Source organism: Kribbella sp. NPDC026611, from assembly GCF_040638345.1.
GTDB lineage: Bacteria > Actinomycetota > Actinomycetes > Propionibacteriales > Kribbellaceae > Kribbella.
On record NZ_JBEZYC010000001.1, the window covers coordinates 169159 to 194134 of the forward strand.

Genomic DNA, 24976 nt, shown 5'->3' on the forward strand with positions numbered 1-24976 from the left:
GCGGAATGGTTCACCCACTGGGCCAGTGGGGTAAGGATCGGTGCGTGGAATGGTCGAACGTCACTTGGTTCCTGACCGCGCTCGGAGCGGTTGTTGTACTGCTCACGCGCGTCCGCCTCGGCGGAACCGTTGTGGACGGCACCGGTCACGGCGCCGGGCGGCACGGGTACTCAGCTGTCCTGCTCCGTCTGCATACCGTGATCGGGGTGATCACGCTGATCGGCTGGGTCGTTGCCCTCGTCACCGGTCGGCGCGAGATCGCCGTCGTCATGCTGGCCGGCTGGTGGCTGCTGACGATCGTCGGGTTGTTGCTGCTGTCCCGCTGGTTGCCCAGCGGCGGCAAACACTCCGACGACGGGCAGGGCGACTCCTGGGGCTCCGGCGCCGGGCTGTCCGTCCTGGGCCACGTCGGCATGCTGCTCGGTGTCTGCTACTTCACCTTCGTCACGTTGACGGAGCGCCTCTGACCCCTGTCGAGCAGACCGTCGAGCAGGGCGGTGAGCGAGCGTCGTACGGCGGTCTCGAACGCTTCTGGTGAGAGCGTTGCCCCGGCCCCGGCGACCCGGTCGTACATCAGCCCGTCCATCATCGCCGCCACCGGCCACGCCGCCGCTTCAGCATCGGGTACGCCGATCAGCTCGAGCAGCTGAGCCAGCATCAGGCGGAGCCGGCGACCGCCTGTGTCAATAGCGGCTCGCAGCTCGGGCTGACGAGCCGCCTCGAGCGACAGCTCGTAGCGAGCGACCAGGTCGTCCCGGCGATCGCGGGTCAGACCAATCGCGAACGACGCCAGCAAGTCGACCGGCGGTAGGTCAGCCGCGTCCGTAGGCATCCCGCCGACGTCCTTCGACAGCATCCGCTCAACACAGGCGGTGAGCAGGGCGCTCCGCGTCCGCAGGTAGTACGACGTCGACCCCGGCGGCAGTCCCGCCTCAGCGTCCACCGCGCGGTGCGTCAGCCCGCGCAGCCCGCGGGTCGCCACCAGGTGGATGGCGGCGTCCGCGATCGCGTCCCGGCGATCCGCCCCGAGCGGGACCTGCTTCGTCACGCGGTCAGTTTCGCACTTCCCAGCCGCACTCTACAGATGTAGAGTCGCAGTCATGGGTACGGCGATCGTGGTCGGAGCAGGTATCGGTGGGGTCACCGCCGCCGTCGCGCTACAGCGCTGCGGGTGGCGCGTCACGGTTCTGGAGCGGGCTCCGGAGCTGGGTGAGGTAGGGGCCGGGATCTCGCTCTGGCCGTCCGCGGTCGCCGTACTCGCGGAGCTCGGCGTCCAAGGGGTGGAGAAGTCGTCCCAGCCCTCGAAACCGGCCGGGATGCGCCGCCCGGACGGACGTTGGGTGGTCGCGGCGGCCGAGCTGGGTCTGGAGCTGCCGGTGATGATCCACCGGGCCCGGTTGCACGAGCTGATCCGATCCGAGTTCGGACCGGCCATCGCCGTCCGGACCGGCTACGAGGTGACAAAGCTCGCCCAGGATCCGGACGGCGTCACGGTCAACGACGACCTCCGGGCCGACCTGCTCGTCGCGGCCGACGGGATCCGGAGCGTGGTCCGCGGCACGCTTTACCCGCAGTACCAGGGCCCGCGGTACTCCGGGTTCTCGGCGTACCGGGGGATCGCGGACCTGGAGCTCGACGACGGCGGCGGTGAGACCTGGGGCCGGGGGCAACTGTTCGGGTTCGTCCAGCTGATCGACGGGCGGTACTACTGGTACGCCACCGTAAACCGGCCGCCCGGTCAGCGGAGCGAGCCGACGGAGTTCGCGACCTGGCACGACCCGATTCCGCGGCTGATCGCCGGCTCGGACTCCGTGCTGCAGAACGACATCTACGACCTGACGCTCCCGCTGGTCCCGTTCGCCCAGGGCCGCATCGCCCTGCTCGGTGACGCAGCCTACGCGATGACGCCGAACCTCGGCCGCGGCGCATGCTCGGCGATCGAGGACGCCGGTGCGCTCGCCCGCCACCTCACCGCGACCAGCGACCTCACCCAGGCGCTGACGGCGTACGACGCCGAGCGGCGGCCGATCACGACCAAGCTGGTCAGGCGCTCGCGAACTCTCGGGCGCCTGGCGCAGACCGAGAGCCCGGTACTGCGGGCCGTTCGCGACGGCGCCTTCGGACTGGGCGGGAAGCTGGTGGCTCTGCGGGGCCGGAAGGGGCAGGTGGAACAATCGCGGCGTGACCACACCCCCGCAGGCCCCTGAGATTCCCGGTGCGAAGCACGTCCACTCCGGCAAGGTGCGCGACCTGTATGAGCTGGAGTCCGGCGAGCTGTTGATGGTCGCGAGCGACCGGATGAGCGCGTTCGACTGGATCCTTGAATCGCTGATCCCGGACAAGGGCAAGGTCCTGACCGCGATGAGCCTGTGGTGGTTCGAGCAGCTCGGCGTACCGAACCACATCATCTCTACCGACGTCCCGGCCGAGGTCGCGGGTCGGGCTGTGGTGTGCGAGAAGCTGACGATGCTCCCGGTGGAGTGCGTGGCCCGCGGGTACCTGAGCGGCTCCGGCCTGCTCGACTACAACGCCACCGGCGCGGTCTGCGGCATCCCGCTGCCGCCCGGCCTGGTTGAGGGCTCGCGCCTGGACGAGCCGATCTTCACGCCGGCGACCAAGGCCGACATCGGCGAGCACGACGAGAACGTGTCGTACGACGCGGTCGTGCGGACCGTCGGCGCGGAGACGGCGGCCGCACTCCGCGACACCACGCTCGCGATTTACACGCAGGCGTGGCGGATGGCAGAGGAGCGCGGGATCATCCTGGCCGACACGAAGTTCGAGTTCGGGACCCGGGCGGACGGGACGATCGTGCTCGCGGACGAGGTGCTGACGCCGGACTCGAGCCGGTTCTGGCCGGCTGCGGAGTGGGCGCCGGGCAAACAGCAGCCGTCGTACGACAAGCAGATCGTTCGCGACTGGCTCCAGTTCGAGTCCGGGTGGGACCGGACCTCCGGCGAGGCGCCGCCGCCGCTGTCGGACGAGGTGGTCGAGCGCACGCGGTCGGCGTACGTCGGGGCGTACGAGCAGCTCACCGGGCGGAAGTTCTCGGCCTAGAACAGGCCGACACCTAGCGCCAGCAGCACGAAGCGCCCGACCCGGCCGGCGAGGACGGACAGTGAGAAGACCACGACCCGCATCCGGGAGGCGCCGCCGATCAGCGCCACGGCGTACAGCGGTGGGATGCCGACGAACGAGCTGAGCAGGGTGACCGGGATGCCCCAGCGGGCGTCGCTCATCGCTGCCAGCAAGCGCTTGCTGACGTCGCGGTTCCACTGCACGAACCGGCCCCACCGGGTCTCCAGGTTGGCCGGCTTCGGCTCCTTGGTCTTGCGGGCGGCGTACCCCGGCCGGTAGCGGACGGCGAGGAACATCGCGACCTTGCCGAGCGTCTGCCCGACGCCCACGCCGATCGCGGCCACGACCGGGTCCAGCGCGTGCGTGGCGCCGACGCCCAGGACGTAGGCCTCCGCGTTCACGACCGGGATGACGGCGGACCCGATGCCGATCCCGACCGCCAGCACGAGCTGCCACACCCACATGTCACCGAGGGTATGTGTGGCGGCAGCTTCTGACGGGGAAGGCAGCACCACTCCGGGGCGCAATCAGGGTCACACCGGACCCGCTCCTTCACCCCCTTGACAGGAGCGGTCGCGGTCAGCCGGTAGAATTCGCTCGTCACCCCGGAACTAACCTGGAGTAGTCAGTGGCTCGCGTTGTCGTCGACGTCATGCTCAAGCCCGAGATTCTCGACCCGCAGGGCAAGGCGGTGCACGGCGCGTTCGGCCGGCTCGGCTTCGACGGCGTGGCCGACGTCCGGCAGGGGAAGCGGTTCGAGATCACCCTGGACGGTGAGGCCACCGAGGAGCGGGTCGCGGAGATCCGCAAGGCCGCGGACACTCTGCTGGCCAACCCGGTGATCGAGGACTACACGCTGCACGTCGAGGACGGCCGGTGAAGATCGGGGTCGTCACCTTCCCGGGTTCGCTCGACGACGTCGACGCCCGCCGCGCGGCCGCCGTCGCCGGCGCCGAGCCGGTCGCGCTCTGGCACGGCGACGCCGACCTGAAGGGTGTGGACGCGGTCGTCCTGCCCGGCGGCTTCTCGTACGGCGACTACCTGCGCGCCGGTGCGATCTCCCGGTTCGCGCCGGTGATGGACACCATCATCAAGAAGGCCGCCGAAGGCCTCCCGGTGCTCGGGATCTGCAACGGCTTCCAGGTGCTCTGCGAGTCGCACCTGCTGCCCGGTGCGCTGATCAAGAACCACCACCGCAAGTTCGTCTGCAAGGACCAGCCGCTGCGGATCGAGAACAACCGCACCGCCTGGACCAGCGACTACGACGCCAACCACGACATCACCATCGTCCTGAAGAACCAGGACGGGTCGTTCGTCGCGGACGAGGCGACGCTGGACCGGCTGGAGGGCGAGGGCCGGGTGGTCGCCCGGTACCTGGGCGAGAACCCGAACGGCTCGTACCGCGACATCGCGGGGATCACCAACGAGCGCGGCAACGTGGTCGGCCTGATGCCGCACCCCGAGCACTGCGTCGAGACCCTCACCGGCCCGACCACGGACGGCCTGGGCTTCTTCACCTCGGTGCTGAAGGCCGTCGTCGCCTCCTGATGAAGTCCTCCGGGGTGCGGGTACTTCGCACCCTTCTGCTCGGGGTGGCTGCCGTGGTGGGTTTCTCGGGTACTGCGGTGGCGCAGCCGACGGACCTGCTGGCCAAGGTCGTCGTCATCGGCGTCCCAGGACTGAGCTGGAACGACGTGAAGTCGTCGCCGGAGCTGACCGCCCTGGTGAACCAGTCGCATGTGGGGTCGATCACGGTCAAGACGGCTGGGCCGCACACCTGTCCGATTGACGGGTGGCTGACGATCAGTGCGGGGACCCGCGCGTGGGGGAGCGTCCCCGACGAGGCGTGCGGTGACCTGCCGGCCGTTGTCGACGGCAAGGTGGCAGGCTGGCAGACCTACATCGATCGCCAGGCCGAGCACCACACCGGCGCACCGATCGGCCGGCTTGGCGTGAGTCGGGACAACGTGTGTGGGTTCGGTCCCGGAGCGGCGGTTGCCATCGCGACGACAGATGGTTCGGTCGCCGACTGGATGCCTTCCTTCGACCGCTTGAAGCTGGCGACGTGTGGTGATGCGATCGTCGATGCTGGTGGTGTCCAGCTGTCCCAGGTCGCTGAGCTGGTTGCCCAGGCGCGGGACGCAGGTGGCTGGGTGTTGCTGGTTGGCGTGAGTCAGCAGACCGCAGGCGAACATCATGAGCCGCTGGTTGCCATGCAGCTGCCGCCGGACAACGGGCCGCGGTGGCTGACCAGTGACTCGACCAGGCGACCCGGTCTGATCCAGCTGACCGACGTGACGGCCACTGTCCTGCGCGGTGACGCCAAGCGGGTCGACCCGGCCGGCGACGCAGCCGCTGGGCCGCTGGACGGGAACGAGATCCACTTCACTGGCGACCGGCACACCGATGCGAATGCGGTGATCGACGACCGGCTGGACACCAACCAGCGGTTCGAGCAGCCACGTCCGGTGCTCAAGGTGGTCGGTGTGCTGATCGCAGCTCTGGCCGTGCTGCCCCTCGTCTGGTTCGCGATCCGCAGGAGCCCTGTCTCGCGACATGCTGCCGTCCTCGGTCTGCTCACCCAGGCGGGGTTCTTCATCGCTGTCTTCCTGTCCACGGCGACGATGTGGTGGCGCTGGCCATCGCCAGGCGTGTCCTTGTTCTTCGTCGTGCTTGGCATCAGCGTGCTGGCGGCGGTCGCGGCGTACGTGTTCCTGAAGCGCTACGCGTTCCTGGCGTTCGCGCTGGCGGCGTACCTGATCTTGCTCGTCGACGGCGTGCTCGGTACGCCGTTGCAGTTCGGCAGCATGTTCACTGACGGACCTGTGATCGGCGGACGCTTCTACGGCTTCGGTAACTCGACCTTCGCCACGCTGGCGGTCGGTGCGCTCGTCACTGCCGGATGGGTCGCGCAGAAGCTCATCGCCAAGAGCAGGGTGCAGGCTGCGCTCGCCGTGCTCGTCATCGGTGGTGCTGCGATCGTGGTCGACGGCAAGCCGGGCTGGGGGACCGACTTCGGCGGCATCGTCGCGCTGACTCCGGCCGTGCTCCTCATGGCCTGGCTGACCTGGCGCGGCAGCATCTCACTGCGGGCACTGATCGGCGTGGGCGTGGCCGGCGTACTGGCTGTCTCTGCGGTCGCGTTCCTCGACTACCTGCGTCCACCGGAGCAGCGCAGCCACTTCGGTACCTTTGTCGCTCGTCTGCTCGACGGCGAGGTCGGCGACGTACTGATCCGCAAGCTGCAGATGGCTGTTCAGTGGTTCACCGGTCCGGCAGGCTGGGCCTTGCTCGTCGGGGTGGTGCTCGCCATGCTGGCGACTGTGCTGCCGGAGCGCGTCCCGTTCGCGGCGTACCGCACCTTCTACACCAGTCTGCCGATGGTCCGGCCGACTCTGCTCGCACTGTCGACCTGTGGTCTGGTCGGCATGCTCCTGAACGACGCCGGCGTCGCGCTGCCCGCCATCATGGGCGGCTTCACCTTCCCGCTGCTGGTGGCTCATCTCGTCGCTTCCCAGCAGCCCGCTACCGTTTCACCTGAGTCCCCTCTGATGCAGGAGTCCTGAAGTGTCCCCGCAAACGCATGCCGACACCGTCAGCAACGCCACGAACACGCCCGAGACCGAGCAGCCCTGGGCCGAGCTCGGTCTGAAGCCGGACGAGTACCAGCGGATCCGCGACATCCTCGGCCGCCGCCCGACCAGCTGCGAGCTGGCGATGTACTCCGTGATGTGGAGCGAGCACTGCTCGTACAAGTCGTCCAAGGTGCACCTGAAGCGGTTCGGTGAGATCCCGCAGGAGACGCCGGCCGGGAAGATGCTGGCCGGGATCGGCGAGAACGCCGGCGTGATCGACATCGGCGAGGGGTACGCCGTCACGTTCAAGGTCGAGTCGCACAACCACCCGTCGTACGTCGAGCCGTACCAGGGCGCGGCGACCGGGGTCGGCGGCATCGTCCGCGACATCCTCGCGATGGGCGCCCGGCCGGTCGCGGTGATGGACCCGCTGCGGTTCGGACCGCTGGACGCGCCGGACACGAAGCGGGTGCTGCCCGGGATCGTGTCCGGGGTCGGCGGCTACGGCAACAGCCTCGGCCTGCCGAACATCGGCGGCGAGGTCGTCTTCGACCCGACGTACGCCGGGAACCCGCTGGTCAACGCGCTCTGCGTCGGGGTCATGCGGCATGAGGACCTGCACCTCGCGAACGCTCGCGGCGTCGGCAACCTGATCATCCTGTACGGCGCCAAGACCGGCGGCGACGGGATCGGCGGGGTCTCCGTACTGGCGAGCGAGACGTTCGCGGACGGCGGCCCGACCAAGCGGCCGGCGGTCCAGGTCGGCGACCCGTTCATGGAGAAGCTGCTGATCGAGTGCACGCTCGAGCTGTTCCAGGCGAAGGTTGTCGAGGGCATCCAGGACCTCGGCGGCGCCGGGCTGTCCTGCGCGACCTCGGAGCTGGCCAGCGCGGGTGACGGCGGTATGCACGTCTCGCTCGACAAGGTGCCGCTCCGGGACGCGTCGCTCGCGCCGGAAGAGATCCTGATGAGCGAGTCGCAGGAACGGATGATGGCGGTCGTCACGCCGGACAACGTCGAGGCGTTCCTGAAGATCTGCGCCAAGTGGGACGTGCAGGCGGACGTGATCGGCGAGGTCACGGACACCGGCCGGCTGGAGATCGACTGGCACGGTGAGCGCGTGGTCGACGTACCGCCGCGGACCGTCGCGCACGAGGGCCCGGTGTACGAGCGTCCGTACGCGCGGCCTGCCTGGCAGGACGAGCTGCAGGCGGACGGCGCCGAGAAGTTGCCGCGGGCAAGCAGTGGGCTGGAGCTGCGGGACACGCTGCTGAAGCTCGTTGCCTCGCCCAACCTGTGTGACAAGTCCTGGGTGACGGACCAGTACGACCGGTACGTGCTCGGCAACTCGGTGCTCGCGCAGCCCGAGGACAGCGGGATGATCCGGGTCGACGAGACCAGCGGCCTCGGCGTCGCGGTGTCGACCGACTGCAACGGGCGGTTCGCCAAGCTCGACCCGTACACCGGTGCGAAGCTGGCGCTGGCCGAGTCCTACCGGAACGTCGCGACCACGGGCGCCCGCCCGGCTGCGGTCACCGACTGCCTGAACTTCGGCTCGCCCGAGGACCCGGCGGTGATGTGGCAGTTCGCGGAGGCGATTCGGGGCCTGGTCGACGGGTGCAAGGAGCTCGGCATCCCGGTCACCGGCGGCAACGTGTCGTTCTACAACCAGACCGGTGAGACCCCGATCCTGCCGACGCCCGTCGTCGGTGTGCTGGGCGTCATCGACGACGTCACCCGCCGTACCCCGATCGGCTTCACCGGCGAGATGGAGGGCCACCAGCTCTACCTGCTCGGCGAGACCGAGGAGGAGCTGTCCGGCTCCGAGTGGGCGCACGTCGTCCACGGTCACCTCGGCGGGCGGCCGCCGGCGGTCGACCTCGAGGCGGAGAAGCAGCTCGCTGACATCCTCATCAACGCGTCCCGCGACGGTCTGATCGACGCGGCGCACGACGTCAGCGACGGCGGCGTCGCGCAGACCCTGGTCGAGTCGGCGCTGCGCGGCGGCGTCGGCGCGCGGGTGTGGGCGCCGGAAGGTATCGACCCGTTCCTGTTCCTGTTCGCGGAGTCGGCCGGGCGCGCGGTGGTCGCCGTACCGCGCACCGAGGAGGTGCGGTTCACGGACATGTGCACCGCCCGCCGCTTCCCGCACGCGAAGATCGGTGTGATCACCGGCGAGACCCTGGACGTCCAGGACCAGTTCGAGGTCTCGCTGAGCGAGCTGCGCAGCGCTTGGACGCAGACGCTGCCGTCGGTTCTCAACTAGCTCGTCGGCCTGCCGGCTCGGATAGTCTGCGATGCCAGGCTATCCGGGAGGCAGGTTGACGGCTCGACGTCGCGTCGGTATCGGCATCTGGCTGGTGCGCGCCGCCGCGGTGCTGGTCCTCGCGGGCGTGGCGACCTACCTGTACGCCGTCGGCCTCGACAAGGCGGACAAGCTGGCCAGCGCGCTCAGCCTGCTGGTCGCTGTCGCGGTGCTGCTCGGCCCGCTGTTCCGTCGGCGTACTGCGTCACCTGTCGAGCCGGAGCAGCTGGTGGAGCCGGTGCGAGGTACGGCGTACCTCGAGGACGTGCGACAACTGAAGCCGCCCGTGCTGCTCGACCGTGAAGCCGAGCTGGCTCAGCTGGCCGAGTTCTGTGCTTCGTCGGAGTCCTATTGGCGCTGGGTGGCGGACGCGTGGTCCGGGAAGACCGCGCTGCTCGCCTGGTTCGTGCTGCACCCGCCGGCTGACTGCGATGTCGTGTCCTTCTTCATCACGACCCGCTTCAACCCGCACAACAACCGCGACGCGTTCATCGAGGCGGTGACCGAGCAACTCGATGCGCTCCTCGGCTCGAGACCGGCGTACGACGACCGCGCGCCGATCCGGACTCGTCATCTCCAGGCGCGGTTGGCCGAGGCCGCCGAACACAGCCGCGCCGCCGGCCGCCACCTGATCCTGGTTGTCGACGGCCTGGACGAGGACCGTGGCACCGTAGTGGACGCCGAGACCTACACCATCGCGTCCCTGCTGCCCGCGGAACCTGTCCCCGGCCTGAAGATCATCGTCGCCGGCCGCCCGCACCCACCGCTCCCCGCCGAGATCGGTCCAAGCCATCCGCTCCGGCACGCTGTCCACCAGTTGCCGGCGTCACGCCACGCCCAAGCGAACGAGGCAACCGCCCAGCGCGAGCTTCGCCGCCTCCTCGACGACCCACTCGGCCGTCGAGTGCTGGGCCTCCTGGTCGCAGCTGGCGGTGGTCTCACCGCCACCGACCTCGCGACCCTCACTCAGCACCCCCGCGACCAGGTCAGCCGCCTGATCGAGTCCTTGGCCGGCCGTACCTTCATCACTCGCCCAGCCCGCTGGCACGCCGACCAGCACACTCTCGGACTGGCCCACGAAGAGCTCCGCCAGGAAACTCTGCGCACCCTGGACCCCAGCGAGCTCGCCAACCACCGCGCGTCCCTGCAGACTTGGTCCGACGAGATCGCGGCCGACGGCTGGCCCGCCACAACTCCGGAGTACCTTCTCCGCGGCCACCTCAGCCAACTCATCGAGGCCGGTGACCTCGCCGACGCGGTCGCCCTGGTCACGGACGACGTACGCCGGGAACGGATGCTCGCCACGACCGGCGGCGACCACGTAGCCCGCCTGGAGATCGCTGAACTCTCTCAAGCCCTGGTCGCCGCGGAACGGCCGAACCTCTCCCTGCTCGCCCAGGTGGCTCTCCACCGCGAGTACGTCGACGCACGGAACTCCCACCTCCCCACACAGCTCCCCGCCCTCTGGGTGCGGCTCGGCGACGACGACCGGGCTCTTGCCCTCGCCCGCGGCCTGAGCTCCGAGCACGACCGGCGGAGCGCGATGCAGGCCCTGACAGCAGCTCTGCTGGAGACCGGCGACGAGCGCCGCCTCGAGTGGTTCGTACGTTCCGCGGACGACGCCGACCAGATTCTCCGGGTACTCCGCCGGTTCCTGGGCGACGCCGCCGCGGCCGGCGACCGGACCCGGGTCGACCGGCTCGCCGCGGACGCGCTGAGATGGGTGCCTATGGCAACGGATGAGCTGGAGCTGCGACCGCTGGCAACAACGCTCGCGGCCGTCGACGACACCCTGGCGGCGCCGGTGCAGGACGCGATCGACAGCCCGTACCTGAAGCTGGTCGCCGCCGTGGGCCGGGTCGAGGCGGCCCGCGCCCGCGGCGACGATGCGTTGGTCGCACGCCTCACCCGGGAGGCCGATTCGGTGGTCGAGCTCCTCCAGGGCTACTGGCTCGGCAACCTGTTGACCGAACTGCACCCACGAGCGGAGGACCCAGGAGCGAGCGAGGCTCGGCTGAAGCAACGTGACGACGAGGATCCGTACGCGCGCGAGGTGGACGAGCTGGTTGCTCAGCCAACGGATCTCGACCGGCTCTGGGAGCTGGCGACGCGACAATCGGCCAACCGGGACCTGGCCCGGCAAGTCGGGTCGCTTGCCCTCGCCTTGGCGTGGAAAAGCCACACTGCGGCTGCCGAGGAGTTCCTGAACCGCCTCGACGACGACAAGATCAGTCAGCAAGTCCTGGCCGACCTGACAGAGCGGGTGGCGCAGCACGGGGATCTGCCCCGTGCTCGGGCCCTGATGACTCGATTGGTGGAGGACGAGCACCGGCTGGCGGCGTCCCCAGAGCTGGCGCGAGCGCTGTTGCGGGCGGGGGACGAGGCCGGTGCGCATGGCGTCGTCGAGGAGGGCCGGCGGGTCGCCGACAGGGTGCTGGAGGGCCCAACGCTGACAGGACGGTTCGCCGACCGCGTCGTGTACGAGTCGATGGTTCGGTTGGCGGACGTGTGCGTCGAGCTCGGACGAACGGATGACGCAGCCGACCTGGCGAACCTGGTTCAGCGGAGCGCGGCCGGCATGGTGGAGCATCCGTCCGGCGACGGCTTGCGGACGCTGGCCAGGGCGCTCTCGGAGGCCGGGGAGGCGGCGCGTGCAGCGGTGATCCTGCCCAGGCTGTCCGCGGACGACGTACGCCGTTCGCTGCTGACTGACGTGGTACGGCGCCTCGTGGAGGCCGGTGACGACCAGCTGGCTGAAGCCGTCGCCCGTCGTACCGCCGACGCCGAGACCCAGCTCGGTCTGCTGGTGGAGCTGGTCGAGGCCCGCACCCGAAGCGGCCTGGACGGCCGGACGCTGGCCGAAGAGCTCTGTCAGCCGCTGGTCTCGAGCAACGAGAGTGCCGATGTGTACCAGCCCGTGAAGCGAACGCGGGCAGTCGATGCGCTGGCGAGCGGCGGTGACTTCGAAGCAGCCGCGGAGCTGGGCGGCCGCATCCTGGATCCTGGCCTGCGCCGGCGCGCGCTGGCCGAGGTCTGTCGGCTGGCGGCCGAAGCAGGTCGTGACGACCTGGCGATCAGCCTGTTCGAGCACCTTGCGCCGATCATGCAGCCATCGGTGCTGACCGCCATGATGTCGACCGCAGCTGGTCGCGGCGAACGGGATCGCGCCGACGAGCTGGCTGCTCTGGCTCTCGACAGTGCCGATGCGTTGGACACCGCAGGCAGCCGGATGACCGCTTGGGGACAGGTGGGGGAGGCGGCGATCGCGGCCGGGCTTGAGACCCGCGTGCATGAGGTCGTCGACCGCCTCGAGCGGACACTGGCCGCGCTCGTCTCCGAGCACGACGTGGCCGAGAGCTGGCCGTCGGACGGGCGCGATCGTGCTCGGGGGCTGCTGGTTTCGCTCTATCTCGAGCTGGGCCGCTGGGACGACGCGGAACTGACCTATCGGGAGATGGCAGCAGGCCTCGACCGCTCCGAGGCAATGCCACTGCTGGCGCGAGCCGCGGTGGAGGCCGGGGACACGACGCTCGTCGAGCGGCTGATCGAGGTGCTGGTGGACCCGGAGGAGAATCGCTGGACCGGTCAGCCACTGGCGGCCGAGCTCGCTCGCCGTGGTGAGTACCGGCGGGCTCTCGAGCTGACGAACGGCGACACCAATCGCTACGTGCTGGGTCCGATTGTCGAAGCAGCAGTCAGAGCGGGAGACTTCGCGTTTGCCGAGGCGGTCATCGACCGCCGGATTCCGGCGAGTGACCAGGTCGAGCTGTGGAGCGTGTTGATCCGTACCGCGGGCGAGCCGGCTCAACCGGTGTGGTTCGAGCGGGCCGAGGAAGCCGTCGACCGCGAGCGAACGGCCGAGAACCGGGCCCGGTCCCTGACCCGCATCGCCGACGTCGCGGATCCACCGCGGGCGCGCCGGCTCCTCGCGCAGGCGTTTGTCGAGGGGAACTGGTACGAGCCGGTGGCCGCGATGGCTCAGGTGGACCACGAGCAGTTCCGCGAGTTCGCTGACCTGGTGATCGGCCTGGTTGAGAGCCGTACCCGTGAACGGGGGTCTGGCACACTCGGAGGAGAGTGAGGTGAGGCGGATGGTGGAGCGGCGGCCGGTCAAGGCTTCTGAGTGGGTGGGGATGGCGGCTGCGGCCGGGCAGGAGGCTCGCCAGGTTGCTGCGCGGCGGCGGATGGCTGCGTTGCGGCTGACCGATGAGGAGCGACGGATCGCCACCGATGACCTCGCCGAGCAGTTTGCCGTCGGCCGGTTGGACGAGGCCGAGCTGCATCGGCGGGTGGATCGGCTGAACGATGCGGTGACCCATGGAGACCTGCAGCCGATCTTCGCTGGGTTGCCGGCGCCCTCGCTCTACAAGGTCGAGCCGCGGAAGCCGGGTAGGTGGCGGTGGGCGGCGTTCGTGGGCGCCGTGTGGCTGGCGTTGCCGTTCGCGCTGACCGGGCTGATGTTGCTGGTGTTCGGGCGTGAGATTGCCGCCGCGATCTTCGGATTGCCCGCGCTGGCCTGGGTGTTCTTCACCTACCGCTGGGCCAAACGCGGGCAAGCCGGCAGCTAGACGACCCGGACGCCGCCGTCGAGGTGCAGGTCGATCGCGTTCGCGGCGCCGTTGCGGAGCAGGAAGTCGGTCGCGTCGACGACCTCGGCGGTCGTGGCCGTGCGGCCGATCGGAGTACGGGTCTCGATCGGGGAGATGTCACGGTCCTGCCAGGCGGGGCTGTCGCCGATGACGCCCGGGTGCAGCGCGTTCACGCGAACCGGAGCGAGCTCGACGGCCAGCGTGCGCATGACACCGGACACCGCGCTGTTGGTCGCGGTGATCATCGTCGAGCCCGGGTACGGCCGAACCTTCCCGAGCCCACCGAACAGCACGATCCCGGCACCGGGCCGGAACCGGTCGTGCAGGACCCGCGCGACCTCGGTGTAGCCGACCAGCTTCACCGTCGACGCCTTCACCGCGTCCGCGATGCTGAAGGACTTGACCGTCTGGCCGGACTGCTCGATCGCCGTGATCACGAGGTAGTCCAGCTCACCGATGTCCGTGAGCGCCTTCTCGATCGTCTCCGGCGCGGCGAGATCGACGGCCAGCCCGCGCGCCCCGAGCTCGGACGCCACTTCCTCCGCCCGCTCGGCCGACCGACTGGTCACCACCACGTCGTCGTCACGCTGGGCATAGAACCGGGCGATCTCCCGGCCCAGGCCACCACTTCCACCGACGACCAGCACAGACGACACAACGATCTCCTCGCAACCAGGGTGAATCAGACAGTGGGCGTCAACATCACGCCCCAAGCGTTGATTCCCGGGTGACCAGCTGCGCAGGCAGCTCGAGTACGCCGTGATGCGGCGAGCCGCCGATCGCGTCCAGCAGCAGGTGAGCGGCCCGTCGTCCGAGGTCCTCGAGCCGAAGGTCGACCGTCGTCAACGGCGGCCGGCTCGCCAGCGCCATCACCAGCCAGTTGTCGTAGCCGGTCACCGCGATGTCAGTTGGTACGTCGCGCCCGAGCTCGCGGAGCCGGTCGCACACGCCGCGGGCGATCTGGTCGCTGCCACAGCTGATCGCGTCCGGGTGCTCACGCAGTACCAGATCGGTGGCCTGGCGGCCCCAGCGTTCGCTCCACTCGCCGAAGAGTGGCTCGGTGCAGAGGTGGTCCGCCACGGCCTCAGCGCGCTCGACCGCGGACCGGTGGTGGGCCGGACCGGTGATGTGGGCGATCCGGGTCCGCCCCAGGCCGCGCAGATGCGCAACAGCTGCAGCAGCCCCGGCTGAGTCGTCGACGATGACCGACGCGTCCGCCGGATCCGTTGACGCCGCCAGTGCGTAGACCACAGGCAGCGGTACGTCGATCGGCGCGCGCGGCTCGGTACGGCGGCCAGTCACCACAATCCCGTCGACGCCACGAGCGACCAGCGACCGCAGGTACGTCCGCTCGCGCAGCGGATCCTCCCTGGTGTCGCAGAGGACCGTCGACAGCTCACCTGCGCTCAGCACGTCCTCGACCCCGCGCATGATCGGGATGCTGAACCGGCCCGAGCTGTCAGTGGTCAGCAGCGCCACCGTGTACGTCCGCCCGGACGAGAGCGCACGGCCGCGGCTGTCCGGAGTGAAGCCCAGCTGTGCGGCGGCCCGCCGTACCCGGTCGCGGGTCGCCTGGCTGAGCTGACCGGTGTTGTTCAGCGCCTTGGACGCCGTACCGGCGGAGACGCCGGCCAGGGCCGCGACGTCCGTGATCCGCACCTTCATCGCGTTTCCTCCTGCTCGCCGCGGGCAGCGTATCAGGATCTCATCAGGACCTAGCTGACCTGCGCTTTGATCTTGACCGAGGCGTCCGGCGGTCCTACGTTGTCAGGGACGGAAAACGTGTGCGGAATTTCCGTCTGGCGTGATGCCCGCCCCCGTCACCCGAAAGGTCTTGCCATGCCCTCCTCCGAAGGAATGCCCCGACGTGACTTCCTTGGTGTCTCCCTCGCGGCGGCTGCTGCCGTGACGGCCCTCGACCCGGCACGGGCCGACGCTGCGCCGCAGTCGGGACCACCTGCTACCCGCGGTGGCCAGTACGTTCCGCAGCGAGCGCCGCTGAGGCCGGTGCCGTTCCAGAAGCTTCCACCCGGTGCGATCGAGCCTCGTGGCTGGCTGGCGCAACAGCTCCAGCTGCAGGTCGACGGACTCTGTGGCCGGTACGACGAGATCTCCGACTTCCTCGTCTACGAGAACAACGGCTGGGTCGATGCAGCCAAGGATGCCTGGGAGGAGTTGCCGTACTGGCTGCGCGGCCTCGGCGACCTCGGCTACGTCACCGGCGACACCGGAGTACTCACCCGGACCGAGCGCTGGCTGAGCGGGATCATCCAGACGCAGGCAGCCGACGGCTGGTTCGGTCCGGAGCGGCTGCGCACGTCGCTGGAGCAGGGTCCGGACTTCTGGCCGGGGATGCCGTTGTTGGCCGCCTTCCGGTCGTGGTACGAGTACTCCGGAGACGAGCGGGTCGTCCCGTTCATGACGAAGTACCTGCAGTTCCAGAATGCTCGGCCGCCTGAGGTGTTCAACCGCTCATGGGGTGCGTTCCGGTGGGGCGACAACATCGACAGCGCGTACTGGCTCTACAACCGGACTGGTGACGCGTGGCTGCTCGACCTGGTGCAGAAGATGCACAGCGGGTCGGCGGACTACGTCAACGGCATCCCTACTTGGCACAACGTCAACCTGGCGCAGGGGTTCCGCGAGCCACTGCAGTACTGGCTGCTGTCCGGTGACGACGCGCACCGCGCAGCGACGTACCGGAACTATGCGACGGTCATGGGTCTCTACGGCCAGTTTCCCGGCGGGGGGGTTCGCCGGCGACGAGAACTCGCGGCCTGGGTTCGGTGACCCGCGGCAGGGGTTCGAGACGTGCGGCATCGTCGAGCTGATGCACAGCTGCGAGCTTCTGACGCGCTTCACCGGGGACAGGTCGTGGACGGACAGGTGTGAGGAGCTGGCGTTCAACTCGCTGCCGGCGTCGTACGACGCGCAGCAGAAGGTCATGCACTACATCACCTGTGCCAACAGCGTGCAGTTGGACGACCATCGCAAGCACGGACAGTTCCAGAACCCCTTTGCTATGCAGGCCTACAAGTACGGCGTGCATCAGTACCGGTGCTGCCCGCACAACTACGGCATGGGCTGGCCGTACTACGCACAGGAGCTCTGGCTGGCCACCACCGACAACGGCCTCGCCGCGTCCATGTACGCGGCCAGCAAGGTCACCGCTCGGGTAGCTGCTGGCGAGACCGTCAGCATCGTGCAGGACACCGACTATCCGTTCAGCGAGACCATCCGCTTCACCGTGCAGACTCCGCATAGTGTGCGATTCCCCTTGTACCTAAGGCGTCCAGGCTGGGCACATGAGGTGCAGCTGCGCGTGAACGGTCAGCCGGCGCCCGCCAGAGGCGAGTGGATCAAGCTCGACCGCACCTGGCGGTCCGGTGACCGCGTAGAGCTCGTACTGCCGATGCAGACGAGGACCCTCACCTATGCGGACAACCAGAACTCGATGGCAGTCAACCGTGGCCCGCTGAGCTACTCGCTGCAGATCGACGAGCGCGACGAGCGCATCGGTGGCACCGACGACTGGCCCGAGCTCGCTGTCTACCCCGAGTCCCCCTGGAACTACGGCCTGGTCGCCGGTGCCGGCTTCGACGTCGTACGGCGGGACGCCGGCGCCAACCCGTTCACACCGGAGGGGACACCGCTCGCGCTGACGACACAAGCTCGACGCATCCCGGAGTGGGAGACCGACACCGAGGACGTGGTCGGACTGCTGCAGCCAAGCCCAGCTCGCTCGTCGGAGCCCGTCGAGACGGTCACCCTGATCCCGATGGGCGCAGCGCGGCTGCGGATCGCCGCCTTCCCGCAGGTGTCGCCGCGCGGGAAGCAGTGGCGCTATCGGACCCGCATCACCGCGTCACACGTCAATGACGGCGACTCGCTCGAGGCGCCTGACTCTGGCCGGGTGCCCGCATCCTCTGCGGACATGTCGATCCCGCGCTTCACCTGGTGGGACCGGCGCGGGACGACCGAGTGGATCGAGTACGACCTCCGGGCGCCGCGGGAGGTCTCACAGGTATCGGCGTACTGGTTCGACGACACCGGCTCCGGGCAGTGCCGCGTGCCGGCGTCGTGGCGGGTGCTGTGGCTAGACGGCGAGACGTGGCGAGCGGTCGAGAACAGCACGCCGTACGACGTGAGTCTCGACCGGGTCAACACCACCACATTCACCCCGGTACGGGCGCAGCTCGTCCGGGTGGAGGCCGTACTGCGTCCGACGTACTCCGGAGGCCTGCTGCAGGTGTACTTCTCCGGACCGGGGTAAACGAACCCTCGGCAAGGGCCTCGGGCGAAGTAGTGTCGGGGCGTGGAGGCTGTGTTGCGGGTGGCGGTGGCTGATGACGGGCCTGCGGTGGCTGAGCTGGCTCGCGGGTCGGTCCTGGCGCTGTTTCCGGCGTACTACGGGGCTCGGGAGACGGCCAGTGCTGCCGAGCACCTCACAGAGCTGGACACCGCGCTGATCGACGACGGGACCTACTACGTGCACGAGGCGGGAGGGGAGATCGTCGCGTGTGGTGGCTGGAGCAGGCGTAACAAGCTGTTCAACGCGAGTACGGCGGGAGCCGACGCGCGGCTGCTGGACCCGGCGACCGAGCCGGCCCGGATCCGCGCCATGTTCGTGCGGGCCGACTGGACCCGCCGCGGACTCGGACGAGCGATTCTCAACGCCTGCACGGAGGCAGCGCGGGCAGAGGGGTTCACGCGGCTCGCACTGATGGCCACGCTGCCCGGCGTGCCGCTTTATAAGGCTTTTGGCTTCACTCAAGTGGGGACGGCCGAGCTGCCGATGCCGGACGGTGTCATGCTGGCCGGCGTCGCCATGGAACGAGCAATCGAGGAGAAGGCATGACTGCAGGCACCACTGTGACCGCACCGGACGGGACCGAGGTTGTTCTCGGTGAGATCGGCACCCGGGTGCTGCTGAAGAACTCCCGCGTCCGGGTCTGGGAGGTGGAGCTGCAGGCCGGTGAGGCCCAGGGCTGGCACCTGCATCACAACCCCTACGTCGTCCTGTGCCTCTCGACGTCCCCATGCCACATGGACTGGCTCGACGGTAGCCCGGCGCGGCAGCTGAACGAGACGGTCGGCGGATCGGTCTACCGGCCGGTCTCCCCGGTGCACATGCTCACCAACGACGGCGACGCGCTCTACCTCAACCGGCTGATCGAGGTGCTCGACCTGGGCGAGGAGGCGTCCGGCGACCCGTACTTCGCCGTCGCGGGCATCCCCGCCGATGCCGGCTTCGAGGAGGCCGGGGAGATCCCGGCAAAGGTCGTGGTCGACGAGGACGATGTACGCGTGCAGCACGTGACACCAGAGGCCGGCGAGTCCTACACGTGGCACACCGGTGCGTATCCAGCGCTCGTGGTCGACCTGGACCTGGACAACCGCGACGTGACGTACCTGGAGCCCGGCGAGTCCTACACGCTGCCGGCCAAGCCGGAGCGGACGTCCGGCTTCAACCTGGTCGAGCTGCGGTACTACAGCAACCCGCGCACCTGATCCGCGTCCCTTGCGGCAAGCACTGCGGCAGTGTTGACCTGACTGAGGTCGGCCTGCCGCAGTCGTGCTTTCACCAGCGGTACCTGCGGTCCGACGGCGCTTAGCTCAGTCACACCGAGTGCAGCGAGCAGTACTGCGGCTTGTGGGTCGCTGGCCAGGTCGCCGCACACGGCGACCCGCACGTGCGCGTTGCGGACGACGTGGTCGATCAGCTGAAGCACCGCGGGGTCCAGGCCGTCTGCAAGCGGGGCCACTGCTGCGTTGGTGCGGTCCGCGGCGGTTGTGTACTGCGTGAGGTCGTTCGTGCCGATGCTGACGAAGTCGAGGTCAGTGGTGAGGCTACCGATGCGCAGCGCGGCGGCCGGCACCTCGACCATGATGCCGACCTCCAGGCCATCGCGTGCGCCGAGCTGGTCGAGTGCCCAGGTCACCTCGTCGGCGGTCGTCACCATCGGGAACATGACGTGGACCGGTGTCTCAGCAGCGACTCGCCGTACCGCTTGCAGTTGGTCGAGGAGCAGCTCCGGACGCCGCCGGAACACCCGCAGCCCGCGTTCGCCGAGGAACGGGTTTGCTTCCTTGGCCTGCGAGAGGAAGGGCAACGGCTTGTCGCCGCCGATGTCCCAGGTCCGGATCGTGATCGGCTTACCCTTCAGCGCTTGCGCGATCGCGCGGAACGTCTCCACCTGCTCGTCGACGCTCGGCGCAGTACGCCGGTCCCCGAACAACACCTCGGTCCGCACCAGCCCGGACCCGTCGGCTCCTCGCGCGTCCCGGGCGTCCTGCACCCCGCCGACGTTCACCAGCACGTCGACCGTCTGGCCGTCGCGGGTGGTCGCCGGTTCGTCAGCCTTTGCCAGCGCGTCATCGCGCTCGCTCTGCCGGGCGGCGATCGTCGCACGTACTGCGGCCGCGTCCGGGCGCACCTCGAACGATCCGGCGCGCGCGTCAAAGGCCACCGTCACCCCGGCAGGTACCTCGACGTCCCCGATCCCCGTGATCAGCGGAATCCCGCGCGACCGCGCAACAATCACCCCGTGCCCGGTCGTCCCCGCCGCCCGCACCGCGATGCCCGCGATCCGGCCGGCGTCGATCGTCGCCGCGGTCGCAGCATCCAACTCCGGTACGACGAGAATCCCGTCCGCCGGCGCATCTTCTTCAACTCCCGTCAGCGCCCGCAGCACGCGATCCCGCACCGCACGAACGTCTTGCGCTCGCTCCCGCTGATAGTCATCCTCAAGCTCTTCAAAGGCCCCCGCCAGCCGGTCGTACGCACTCTTCCAAGCCTCTGGTGCTGTCGACCCCTGGGCAATCGAATCATCTACCTCAGCGAGGAGCTTTCGATCCCCCAGGAATGCAAGATGCGCAGCGAAGATGTCTGCGTGCTCCGGGCTCGTGCTCCGGAGCTGGGTCAGGTCTGCGGTTGCCTTGGCGAGGGCGATCTGCAGGCGCTCAGATTCGTTGTCACCAGCAACATAACCTCCCAACTCCACCGGCCCACCAGCCACCACCGCCGACCCAATCGCCACATCCAACCCAGACCCACCAGCCCCAGTCCCACCAGCCGCAGGCCCACCGCCCCCAGTCCCACCAGCTCCAGGCTCCCCGGCCCCTGACGCATCGGCCCCGATCCCGTCCCTCAGTCCTGTGCTGTCACCGAAGTTGTCGGCTGCGAGTGATTCGATGGCAGCCAGCACCTCAGCGGCTTGCACACCACTGGCACCTACCCGGAGCCGATGACCCTGCACAGCATTCAGCGTCGCGACCATACTGAGACTGCCGGCATCCACCGGCCCCCGCCCCGTGTCCAGATCCGTCAGCGTCACCGCCGCATCAAACCCGTTGACCAACCCAACGAGCCGAGCAGCAGGCCGCGCATGCAACCCATGCTCGTTGCTCACAACAACATCCACGAACTGATCAGCTGCAACCGCCGGCGCAGCCTCACCAGTCGGAGGCTCACCAAGATGGTCCTGCTTACCAAGCAGCCCACGCTCAGCCTCGGCCGCAACAGCGTCAAGCGAGGCGCCGGTCGATGCAGTGACTACAGCAGCGACCAACCCCTCCACCAACGGCGCACTGGAAATCTTCACCTGACCAGCAGGCGAGACAAACTCCAACGCCATCTCGGCCGACAGAATCGCGCTCCCCAGGTCCAGCAGAACAAGGACACCATCCGGACTGTCCGCGGCGGTAAGCGCCTCCGAGACCGCCACCGCATCCGTCCCGAACGTCGTAGCATCCAACCCCGCCGCCACCGCGATCACCGGCAAGTTGCCATCAGCAACCATCTCCGACGCAAGGCCGACCGCCGCCTCAGCCAGCGCACGGCTGTGCGACACCACCACGATCCCGATCATGCGAGAGTTCGGGCAGCTGACTCCAGCAGCAGCGTCGTGCTCGTAGCGCCCGGATCCTGGTGACCAGCGCTCCGCTCACCCAGATAGCTCGCCCGCCCCTTCCGCGCGACCAGCGGCACGGTAGCGTCCCGCCCCTTCGCTGCCGCCTCAGCAGCGGCCTTCAAAGCAGCGGCAACCCCGCCATCCACGGCAGCGTCGTACGCCTCCAGCGCCGGCGCCCAGGCGTCGTACATCGTCTTGTCCCCGAGCTCGGCCTTCCCGCGCGCGAGCACGCCCTCGACCCCGGCGTGCAGCGCCTTCCCGAGCGCCGGAGCATCGAGCGTGGCCCCGGCCAGCGCCGCCCCGAACCGCAGGAAGAACGTGCCGTACAGCGGCCCGCTCGCCCCGCCGACCTTGCTGACCAGCGTCATCCCCGCCTTCTTCAGCAGCTCGTCCACCGAGGTGAACGACGACGAGTCCAGCACCTCCACGATGGCGTGGAACCCGCGGTCGAGGTTGGCGCCGTGATCCGCGTCCCCGATCGCGGAGTCCAGCTCGGTCAGGTACGCCGCGTTCTCGTGGAAGACCGCCGCGGCGTCGCGAAGCCACTTGACGAAGGAATCGACATCCATGCTCACGCGCCCCAGCGTAGGCCGGGGGTGTTGACCGGTGCGTCCCAGAGACGTACCAGTTCGTCGTCCGCCTTGAGTAGCGTGACCGAGCAGCCGGCCATCTCCAGCGAGGTGATGTAGTTGCCGACCAGCGAGCGCGCGACAGTGATGCCGGCGCGATCGAGCAGCTGCGCGACCTCGTTGTACATCAGGTAGAGCTCGATCAGCGGCGTACCACCCATGCCGTTCACGAACGCGATCACCGAGTCGCCCGAGTTGTACGGCAGGTCGGAGACGACCGGATCGACGAGCATCGCGGCAATGTCGCGGGCCGGTGCCAACGGCAACCGCTGGCGGCCGGGCTCGCCGTGGATGCCGATACCGACCTCCATCTCGTTCTCGGCCAGCTCGAACGTCGGCTTGCCCGCGGCCGGGACCGTGCACGAAGTCAGCGCCATCCCCATGCTGCGGCCGTTGTCGTTCACGGTGCGAGCCAGGTCGGCGACCTCCTGCAGCGACCGGCCCTCCTCGGCGGCGGCTCCGACGATCTTCTCCAGCAACACGGTCACGCCGACACCGCGACGACCGGCCGTGTACAGGCTGTCCTGGACGGCGACGTCGTCGTTGGTGACGACCGACAGCACCTCGGTGCCGGCGTCCGCGGCGGCCAGTTCGGCAGCCATCTCGAAGTTCATCACGTCGCCGGTGTAGTTCTTCACGATGTGCAGAACGCCGGCGCCGGCGTCGACCGCCTTGGTCGCGGCCATCATCTGGTCCGGGACCGGCGAGGTGAACACCTCGCCCGCGCAGGCGGCGTCCAGCATCCCGAGCCCGACGAACCCGCCGTGCATCGGTTCGTGCCCGGAGCCGCCGCCGGAGATCAGGCCGACCTTCCCCTGGCGCGGTGCGTCCTTGCGGTAGACGATCCGGTTCTCCAGGTCCACGCGGAGCCGGTCCGGGTGCGCTGCCGCCATCCCTTGCAGCGCTTCACTCACAACATCAGCAGGGTCGTTGATGAGCTTCTTCATGCCCCCATCTGAGCACACGGCCGCCCGGAACGGGAGCCCTCAGTCAGGCCGCTTCGACGTCGGACAGGAGCGGGATCGACCGGATCGACCGGCTGACCGTGAGCAGGACAGCACCGACGGCGAGCAGCGCGCCGAACAGCAGCAGCGCGGTCCGCGCCCCCAGCGTCCCCAGGAACACGCCACCGAGGAACGGCGCCAGCGGCGCCGCGGTGTTCGCCATGAACATGAACGCGCTCTGCGCCCGCCCTTGCAGGTGGTTCGGCGTGATCAGCATCTGGTAGCCGAACAGGCCGGAGTTCAGCGCCGGCAGCAGGAAGACCGCGAGCGCGGGCACGACGATCAGTACGGCGGGGCGCGTGCTCAAGGCCGTCGACGCGAACGCGACGGTGACTACCCAGGCCCCGGTGATCGTGATCCTGCCGGCGCTGTACTTCGCGAGCAGCCGGGGCGCCGCGAACGCGCCGGCCAGACCGCCGATCCCCATCGCGGTCTCCAGCAGGCCGATCACCGACGGCCGGACACCGCGCTGCTGCATGCTCAGGATCAGCACCAGGATGGTCCCGTTCGCGGCGAAGTTGAGCAGCGTCGCGCAGACGGCGATCGTGCGCAGGTCGCGCTGCCGCAGCAGCCACGTCAGCCCGGACCGGATCGCCTTCAGCATCGGCTCGTGCGCGTCGCCCTCGGGCTTCGCGGCGGGCAGCGGGTGCTTGATCGTGGTGAGCATGACCGCCATCACCAGGTACGAGACCGCGTCCGCGGCGATCGGGATGGCGCGTCCGATCGAGTACAGCAGGCCGCCGAGCGGCGCCCCGGCCAGGCCGGCCAGGTTCTCCCGGCCGTGGGCGGCGGCGAGCGCAGTACCGATGTCCTGAGGCTCCACGATCTCTCGGAGCGCGCCGGACTCGGCCGGCATGAACAGGGCGTACCCAGCGCCGTTGACCAGGGCGACGGCCATCAGGTGCGGGAGGGTCAGGTGGCCGAGCCAGCCGGTGACGGCGACCGAGCCGAACAGGACAGAGCCCAGGAAGCTGTAGCCGATCAGGATCCGGCGGCGGCTCCAGCGGTCCGCCAGTGCCCCACCGGGCAGCGCGGCGAGGATCGTGCCGAGCGCGCCCGCCGTACCGACCAGGCCGGCCTGCACCGGGGAGCCGGTGATAGCCAGGCCCAGCAGGGTGAACACGAACGAGCTCATCGCGGAGCCGAGCGAGCTGACCGTCTGCCCGGTGAGCAGCTTCAGGTAGTCAGCGTTGTGCAGCAACCCCCGAGCAGACATAACCGCGAGAGTATGCCTGCCCGAGGCCACATCTCAGGCGCAGTGCATTGCAGCTTGTTGCAATCTCAGTCCTTGGGTCGCAGCAGCGGCCGGACGACCTCGCGGGCGTCGTGGATGCGGGACTTGACCGTGCCGAGCGGTGCGCCGACCTCGGCCGCGATCTCCTCGTAGGACAGGCCGTAGACGTCGCGCAGCACCAGCGGGGTGACCATCTGCGGGCGGTCGCGCTCGAGCGTCTCGAGGGCCTCCAGCAGGTCCAGGCGGGTGCCGGCGATGACCGAGGTGGTCCGCGGGTCCGGCTTCTCCATCTGCTCGGGGTTGTGCGCGGCCTGCGCGGAGCGCTTCAGCTTGCGGTACGTCGAGCGCGCGGAGTTGGCCGCGACCGAGTGGACCCAGGTGGAGAAGCTGCTGCGGCCGGAGTACGTGCCGATCTTGGTGGCGATGTTCAGCAACGCCTCCTGGGCGGCGTCCTCCGCGTCGGCGGAGTACGGCAGGACGCTGCGGCAGATCCGCAGGACGCGCGGATAGACCTGACGCAACAGGTCGTCCATCGCGTTCTTGTCGCCCGCCTGAGCCTGCTCCGCGAGCGTGGCGAGGTCGTCGGTCGGGCTCGTGCTCTCGGTCATCTGCGCCTTTGCTCTCAGTCGGCCCCCGGCATGGGACTCCC

The 24976-nt window shown here is 69.2% G+C and carries 22 protein-coding genes and 1 pseudogene; 13 read left to right on the forward strand and 10 right to left on the reverse strand.

Annotated elements, in window-relative coordinates:
- Positions 1-44: 44 nt before the first annotated feature.
- Positions 45-467, forward strand: a complete 423-nt coding sequence (locus AB0E69_RS00840) for a hypothetical protein (protein ID WP_360137392.1) — start codon at positions 45-47, stop codon at positions 465-467.
- Here AB0E69_RS00840 and AB0E69_RS00845 read toward each other — a convergent pair.
- Positions 431-1048, reverse strand: a complete 618-nt coding sequence (locus AB0E69_RS00845; protein WP_360137395.1) for a TetR family transcriptional regulator C-terminal domain-containing protein — start codon at positions 1046-1048, stop codon at positions 431-433. The genes AB0E69_RS00840 and AB0E69_RS00845 overlap by 37 nt on opposite strands.
- Before the next feature lie 52 nt (positions 1049-1100).
- On the opposite strand from AB0E69_RS00845, the gene AB0E69_RS00850 reads away from it, so the two are divergent.
- The gene (locus AB0E69_RS00850; protein WP_360137398.1) at positions 1101-2207 is read left to right on the forward strand and encodes an FAD-dependent monooxygenase; all 1107 of its coding nucleotides are present in this window, start codon (positions 1101-1103) and stop codon (positions 2205-2207) included.
- Entirely contained in the window at positions 2182-3057 is an 876-nt protein-coding gene (locus tag AB0E69_RS00855) for a phosphoribosylaminoimidazolesuccinocarboxamide synthase (protein ID WP_360137401.1), read from the forward strand. The genes AB0E69_RS00850 and AB0E69_RS00855 overlap by 26 nt, the downstream gene beginning before the upstream one ends.
- Here AB0E69_RS00855 and AB0E69_RS00860 read toward each other — a convergent pair.
- Positions 3054-3542 carry a hypothetical protein gene (locus AB0E69_RS00860; RefSeq protein ID WP_360137404.1) on the reverse strand — a complete coding sequence of 163 codons (489 nt, stop codon included), beginning with the start codon at positions 3540-3542 and terminating at the stop codon, positions 3054-3056. The two genes, AB0E69_RS00855 and AB0E69_RS00860, sit on opposite strands and share 4 nt — an antisense overlap.
- Before the next feature lie 164 nt (positions 3543-3706).
- Between AB0E69_RS00860 and purS the strand changes: the two genes are divergently transcribed.
- From purS to AB0E69_RS00890, 6 genes are read left to right on the forward strand one after another with little or no spacing between them, the layout of a single operon-like run.
- Positions 3707-3958 carry a phosphoribosylformylglycinamidine synthase subunit PurS gene (purS, locus tag AB0E69_RS00865; RefSeq protein WP_360137407.1) on the forward strand — a complete coding sequence of 84 codons (252 nt, stop codon included), beginning with the start codon at positions 3707-3709 and terminating at the stop codon, positions 3956-3958.
- Positions 3955-4626: a phosphoribosylformylglycinamidine synthase subunit PurQ gene (purQ, locus tag AB0E69_RS00870; protein WP_360137410.1), complete on the forward strand. Its 672-nt coding sequence runs from the start codon at positions 3955-3957 to the stop codon at positions 4624-4626. Before purS ends, purQ begins: the two co-directional genes overlap by 4 nt.
- A 44-nt stretch (positions 4627-4670) precedes the next feature.
- A complete protein-coding gene (locus AB0E69_RS00875; protein ID WP_360137413.1) occupies positions 4671-6644 on the forward strand; it encodes a hypothetical protein in 1974 nt (657 codons plus the stop codon).
- A 1-nt stretch (position 6645) separates the two neighbouring features.
- On the forward strand, positions 6646-8919 hold the full coding sequence (purL, locus tag AB0E69_RS00880) for a phosphoribosylformylglycinamidine synthase subunit PurL (protein WP_360137416.1): 2274 nt from the start codon (positions 6646-6648) through the stop codon (positions 8917-8919).
- 55 nt (positions 8920-8974) lie between these two features.
- On the forward strand, positions 8975-13039 hold the full coding sequence (locus AB0E69_RS00885) for a hypothetical protein (RefSeq protein ID WP_360137419.1): 4065 nt from the start codon (positions 8975-8977) through the stop codon (positions 13037-13039).
- A gap of 10 nt (positions 13040-13049) precedes the next feature.
- Positions 13050-13526 carry a DUF1707 domain-containing protein gene (locus tag AB0E69_RS00890; protein WP_360140342.1) on the forward strand — a complete coding sequence of 159 codons (477 nt, stop codon included), beginning with the start codon at positions 13050-13052 and terminating at the stop codon, positions 13524-13526.
- Here the strand turns inward: AB0E69_RS00890 and AB0E69_RS00895 are convergent.
- Both AB0E69_RS00895 and AB0E69_RS00900 read right to left on the reverse strand, forming a co-directional pair.
- Positions 13523-14203, reverse strand: a complete 681-nt coding sequence (locus AB0E69_RS00895) for an SDR family oxidoreductase (RefSeq protein WP_360137422.1) — start codon at positions 14201-14203, stop codon at positions 13523-13525. The two genes, AB0E69_RS00890 and AB0E69_RS00895, sit on opposite strands and share 4 nt — an antisense overlap.
- 46 nt (positions 14204-14249) lie before the next feature.
- The gene (locus AB0E69_RS00900) at positions 14250-15212 is read right to left on the reverse strand and encodes a LacI family DNA-binding transcriptional regulator (RefSeq protein ID WP_360137425.1); all 963 of its coding nucleotides are present in this window, start codon (positions 15210-15212) and stop codon (positions 14250-14252) included.
- A gap of 174 nt (positions 15213-15386) precedes the next feature.
- Between AB0E69_RS00900 and AB0E69_RS00905 the strand changes: the two genes are divergently transcribed.
- The 4 genes from AB0E69_RS00905 to AB0E69_RS00920 are packed head-to-tail and all read left to right on the forward strand — an operon-like array spanning position 15387 to position 19058.
- Complete coding sequence (locus AB0E69_RS00905) at positions 15387-16337, forward strand: beta-L-arabinofuranosidase domain-containing protein (protein ID WP_360137428.1); 951 nt, start codon at positions 15387-15389, stop codon at positions 16335-16337.
- Positions 16255-17820, forward strand: a complete 1566-nt coding sequence (locus AB0E69_RS00910) for a beta-L-arabinofuranosidase domain-containing protein (RefSeq protein WP_360137431.1) — start codon at positions 16255-16257, stop codon at positions 17818-17820. Before AB0E69_RS00905 ends, AB0E69_RS00910 begins: the two co-directional genes overlap by 83 nt.
- A gap of 42 nt (positions 17821-17862) precedes the next feature.
- Positions 17863-18405, forward strand: a complete 543-nt coding sequence (locus AB0E69_RS00915) for a GNAT family N-acetyltransferase (RefSeq protein WP_360137434.1) — start codon at positions 17863-17865, stop codon at positions 18403-18405.
- Positions 18402-19058 carry a hypothetical protein gene (locus AB0E69_RS00920; protein ID WP_360137437.1) on the forward strand — a complete coding sequence of 219 codons (657 nt, stop codon included), beginning with the start codon at positions 18402-18404 and terminating at the stop codon, positions 19056-19058. The genes AB0E69_RS00915 and AB0E69_RS00920 overlap by 4 nt, the downstream gene beginning before the upstream one ends.
- Here the strand turns inward: AB0E69_RS00920 and ptsP are convergent.
- The 6 genes and pseudogenes from ptsP to AB0E69_RS00950 form a co-directional block, all read right to left on the reverse strand.
- The gene (gene ptsP / locus AB0E69_RS00925; RefSeq protein WP_360140345.1) at positions 19037-20971 is read right to left on the reverse strand and encodes a phosphoenolpyruvate--protein phosphotransferase; all 1935 of its coding nucleotides are present in this window, start codon (positions 20969-20971) and stop codon (positions 19037-19039) included. The two genes, AB0E69_RS00920 and ptsP, sit on opposite strands and share 22 nt — an antisense overlap.
- Positions 20972-21043: 72 nt before the next feature.
- A pseudogene (gene dhaM / locus AB0E69_RS00930) lies at positions 21044-21418 on the reverse strand (dihydroxyacetone kinase phosphoryl donor subunit DhaM); the annotation flags it as partial.
- Positions 21415-22029 (reverse strand): dihydroxyacetone kinase subunit DhaL, encoded by a 615-nt coding sequence (gene dhaL / locus AB0E69_RS00935; RefSeq protein WP_360140348.1) that lies wholly within the window; start codon positions 22027-22029, stop codon positions 21415-21417. The gene dhaL and the pseudogene dhaM, both read right to left, overlap by 4 nt.
- Before the next feature lie 2 nt (positions 22030-22031).
- Positions 22032-23036 carry a dihydroxyacetone kinase subunit DhaK gene (gene dhaK, locus AB0E69_RS00940; protein WP_360137440.1) on the reverse strand — a complete coding sequence of 335 codons (1005 nt, stop codon included), beginning with the start codon at positions 23034-23036 and terminating at the stop codon, positions 22032-22034.
- Between the two features lie 43 nt (positions 23037-23079).
- On the reverse strand, positions 23080-24309 hold the full coding sequence (locus AB0E69_RS00945) for an MFS transporter (RefSeq protein ID WP_360137443.1): 1230 nt from the start codon (positions 24307-24309) through the stop codon (positions 23080-23082).
- 65 nt (positions 24310-24374) lie between these two features.
- Positions 24375-24935 (reverse strand): sigma-70 family RNA polymerase sigma factor, encoded by a 561-nt coding sequence (locus tag AB0E69_RS00950; protein WP_360137446.1) that lies wholly within the window; start codon positions 24933-24935, stop codon positions 24375-24377.
- Positions 24936-24976 lie beyond the last annotated feature (41 nt).

What these genes read in the sequence shown, in the direction of transcription:
- AB0E69_RS00945 (WP_360137443.1), bottom strand. Translation starts at nt 24,309, where the DNA reads ATGTCTGCTCGGGGGTTGCTGCACAACGCTGACTACCTGAAGCTGCTC.
- AB0E69_RS00905 (WP_360137428.1), top strand. Translation starts at nt 15,387, where the DNA reads ATGCCCTCCTCCGAAGGAATGCCCCGACGTGACTTCCTTGGTGTCTCC.
- AB0E69_RS00920 (WP_360137437.1), top strand. Translation starts at nt 18,402, where the DNA reads ATGACTGCAGGCACCACTGTGACCGCACCGGACGGGACCGAGGTTGTT.
- dhaK (WP_360137440.1), bottom strand. Translation starts at nt 23,036, where the DNA reads ATGAAGAAGCTCATCAACGACCCTGCTGATGTTGTGAGTGAAGCGCTG.
- AB0E69_RS00850 (WP_360137398.1), top strand. Translation starts at nt 1,101, where the DNA reads ATGGGTACGGCGATCGTGGTCGGAGCAGGTATCGGTGGGGTCACCGCC.
- dhaL (WP_360140348.1), bottom strand. Translation starts at nt 22,029, where the DNA reads ATGGATGTCGATTCCTTCGTCAAGTGGCTTCGCGACGCCGCGGCGGTC.
- AB0E69_RS00910 (WP_360137431.1), top strand. Translation starts at nt 16,255, where the DNA reads ATGCGACGGTCATGGGTCTCTACGGCCAGTTTCCCGGCGGGGGGGTTC.
- AB0E69_RS00860 (WP_360137404.1), bottom strand. Translation starts at nt 3,542, where the DNA reads ATGTGGGTGTGGCAGCTCGTGCTGGCGGTCGGGATCGGCATCGGGTCC.
- AB0E69_RS00950 (WP_360137446.1), bottom strand. Translation starts at nt 24,935, where the DNA reads ATGACCGAGAGCACGAGCCCGACCGACGACCTCGCCACGCTCGCGGAG.
- AB0E69_RS00900 (WP_360137425.1), bottom strand. Translation starts at nt 15,212, where the DNA reads ATGAAGGTGCGGATCACGGACGTCGCGGCCCTGGCCGGCGTCTCCGCC.
- AB0E69_RS00890 (WP_360140342.1), top strand. Translation starts at nt 13,050, where the DNA reads ATGGTGGAGCGGCGGCCGGTCAAGGCTTCTGAGTGGGTGGGGATGGCG.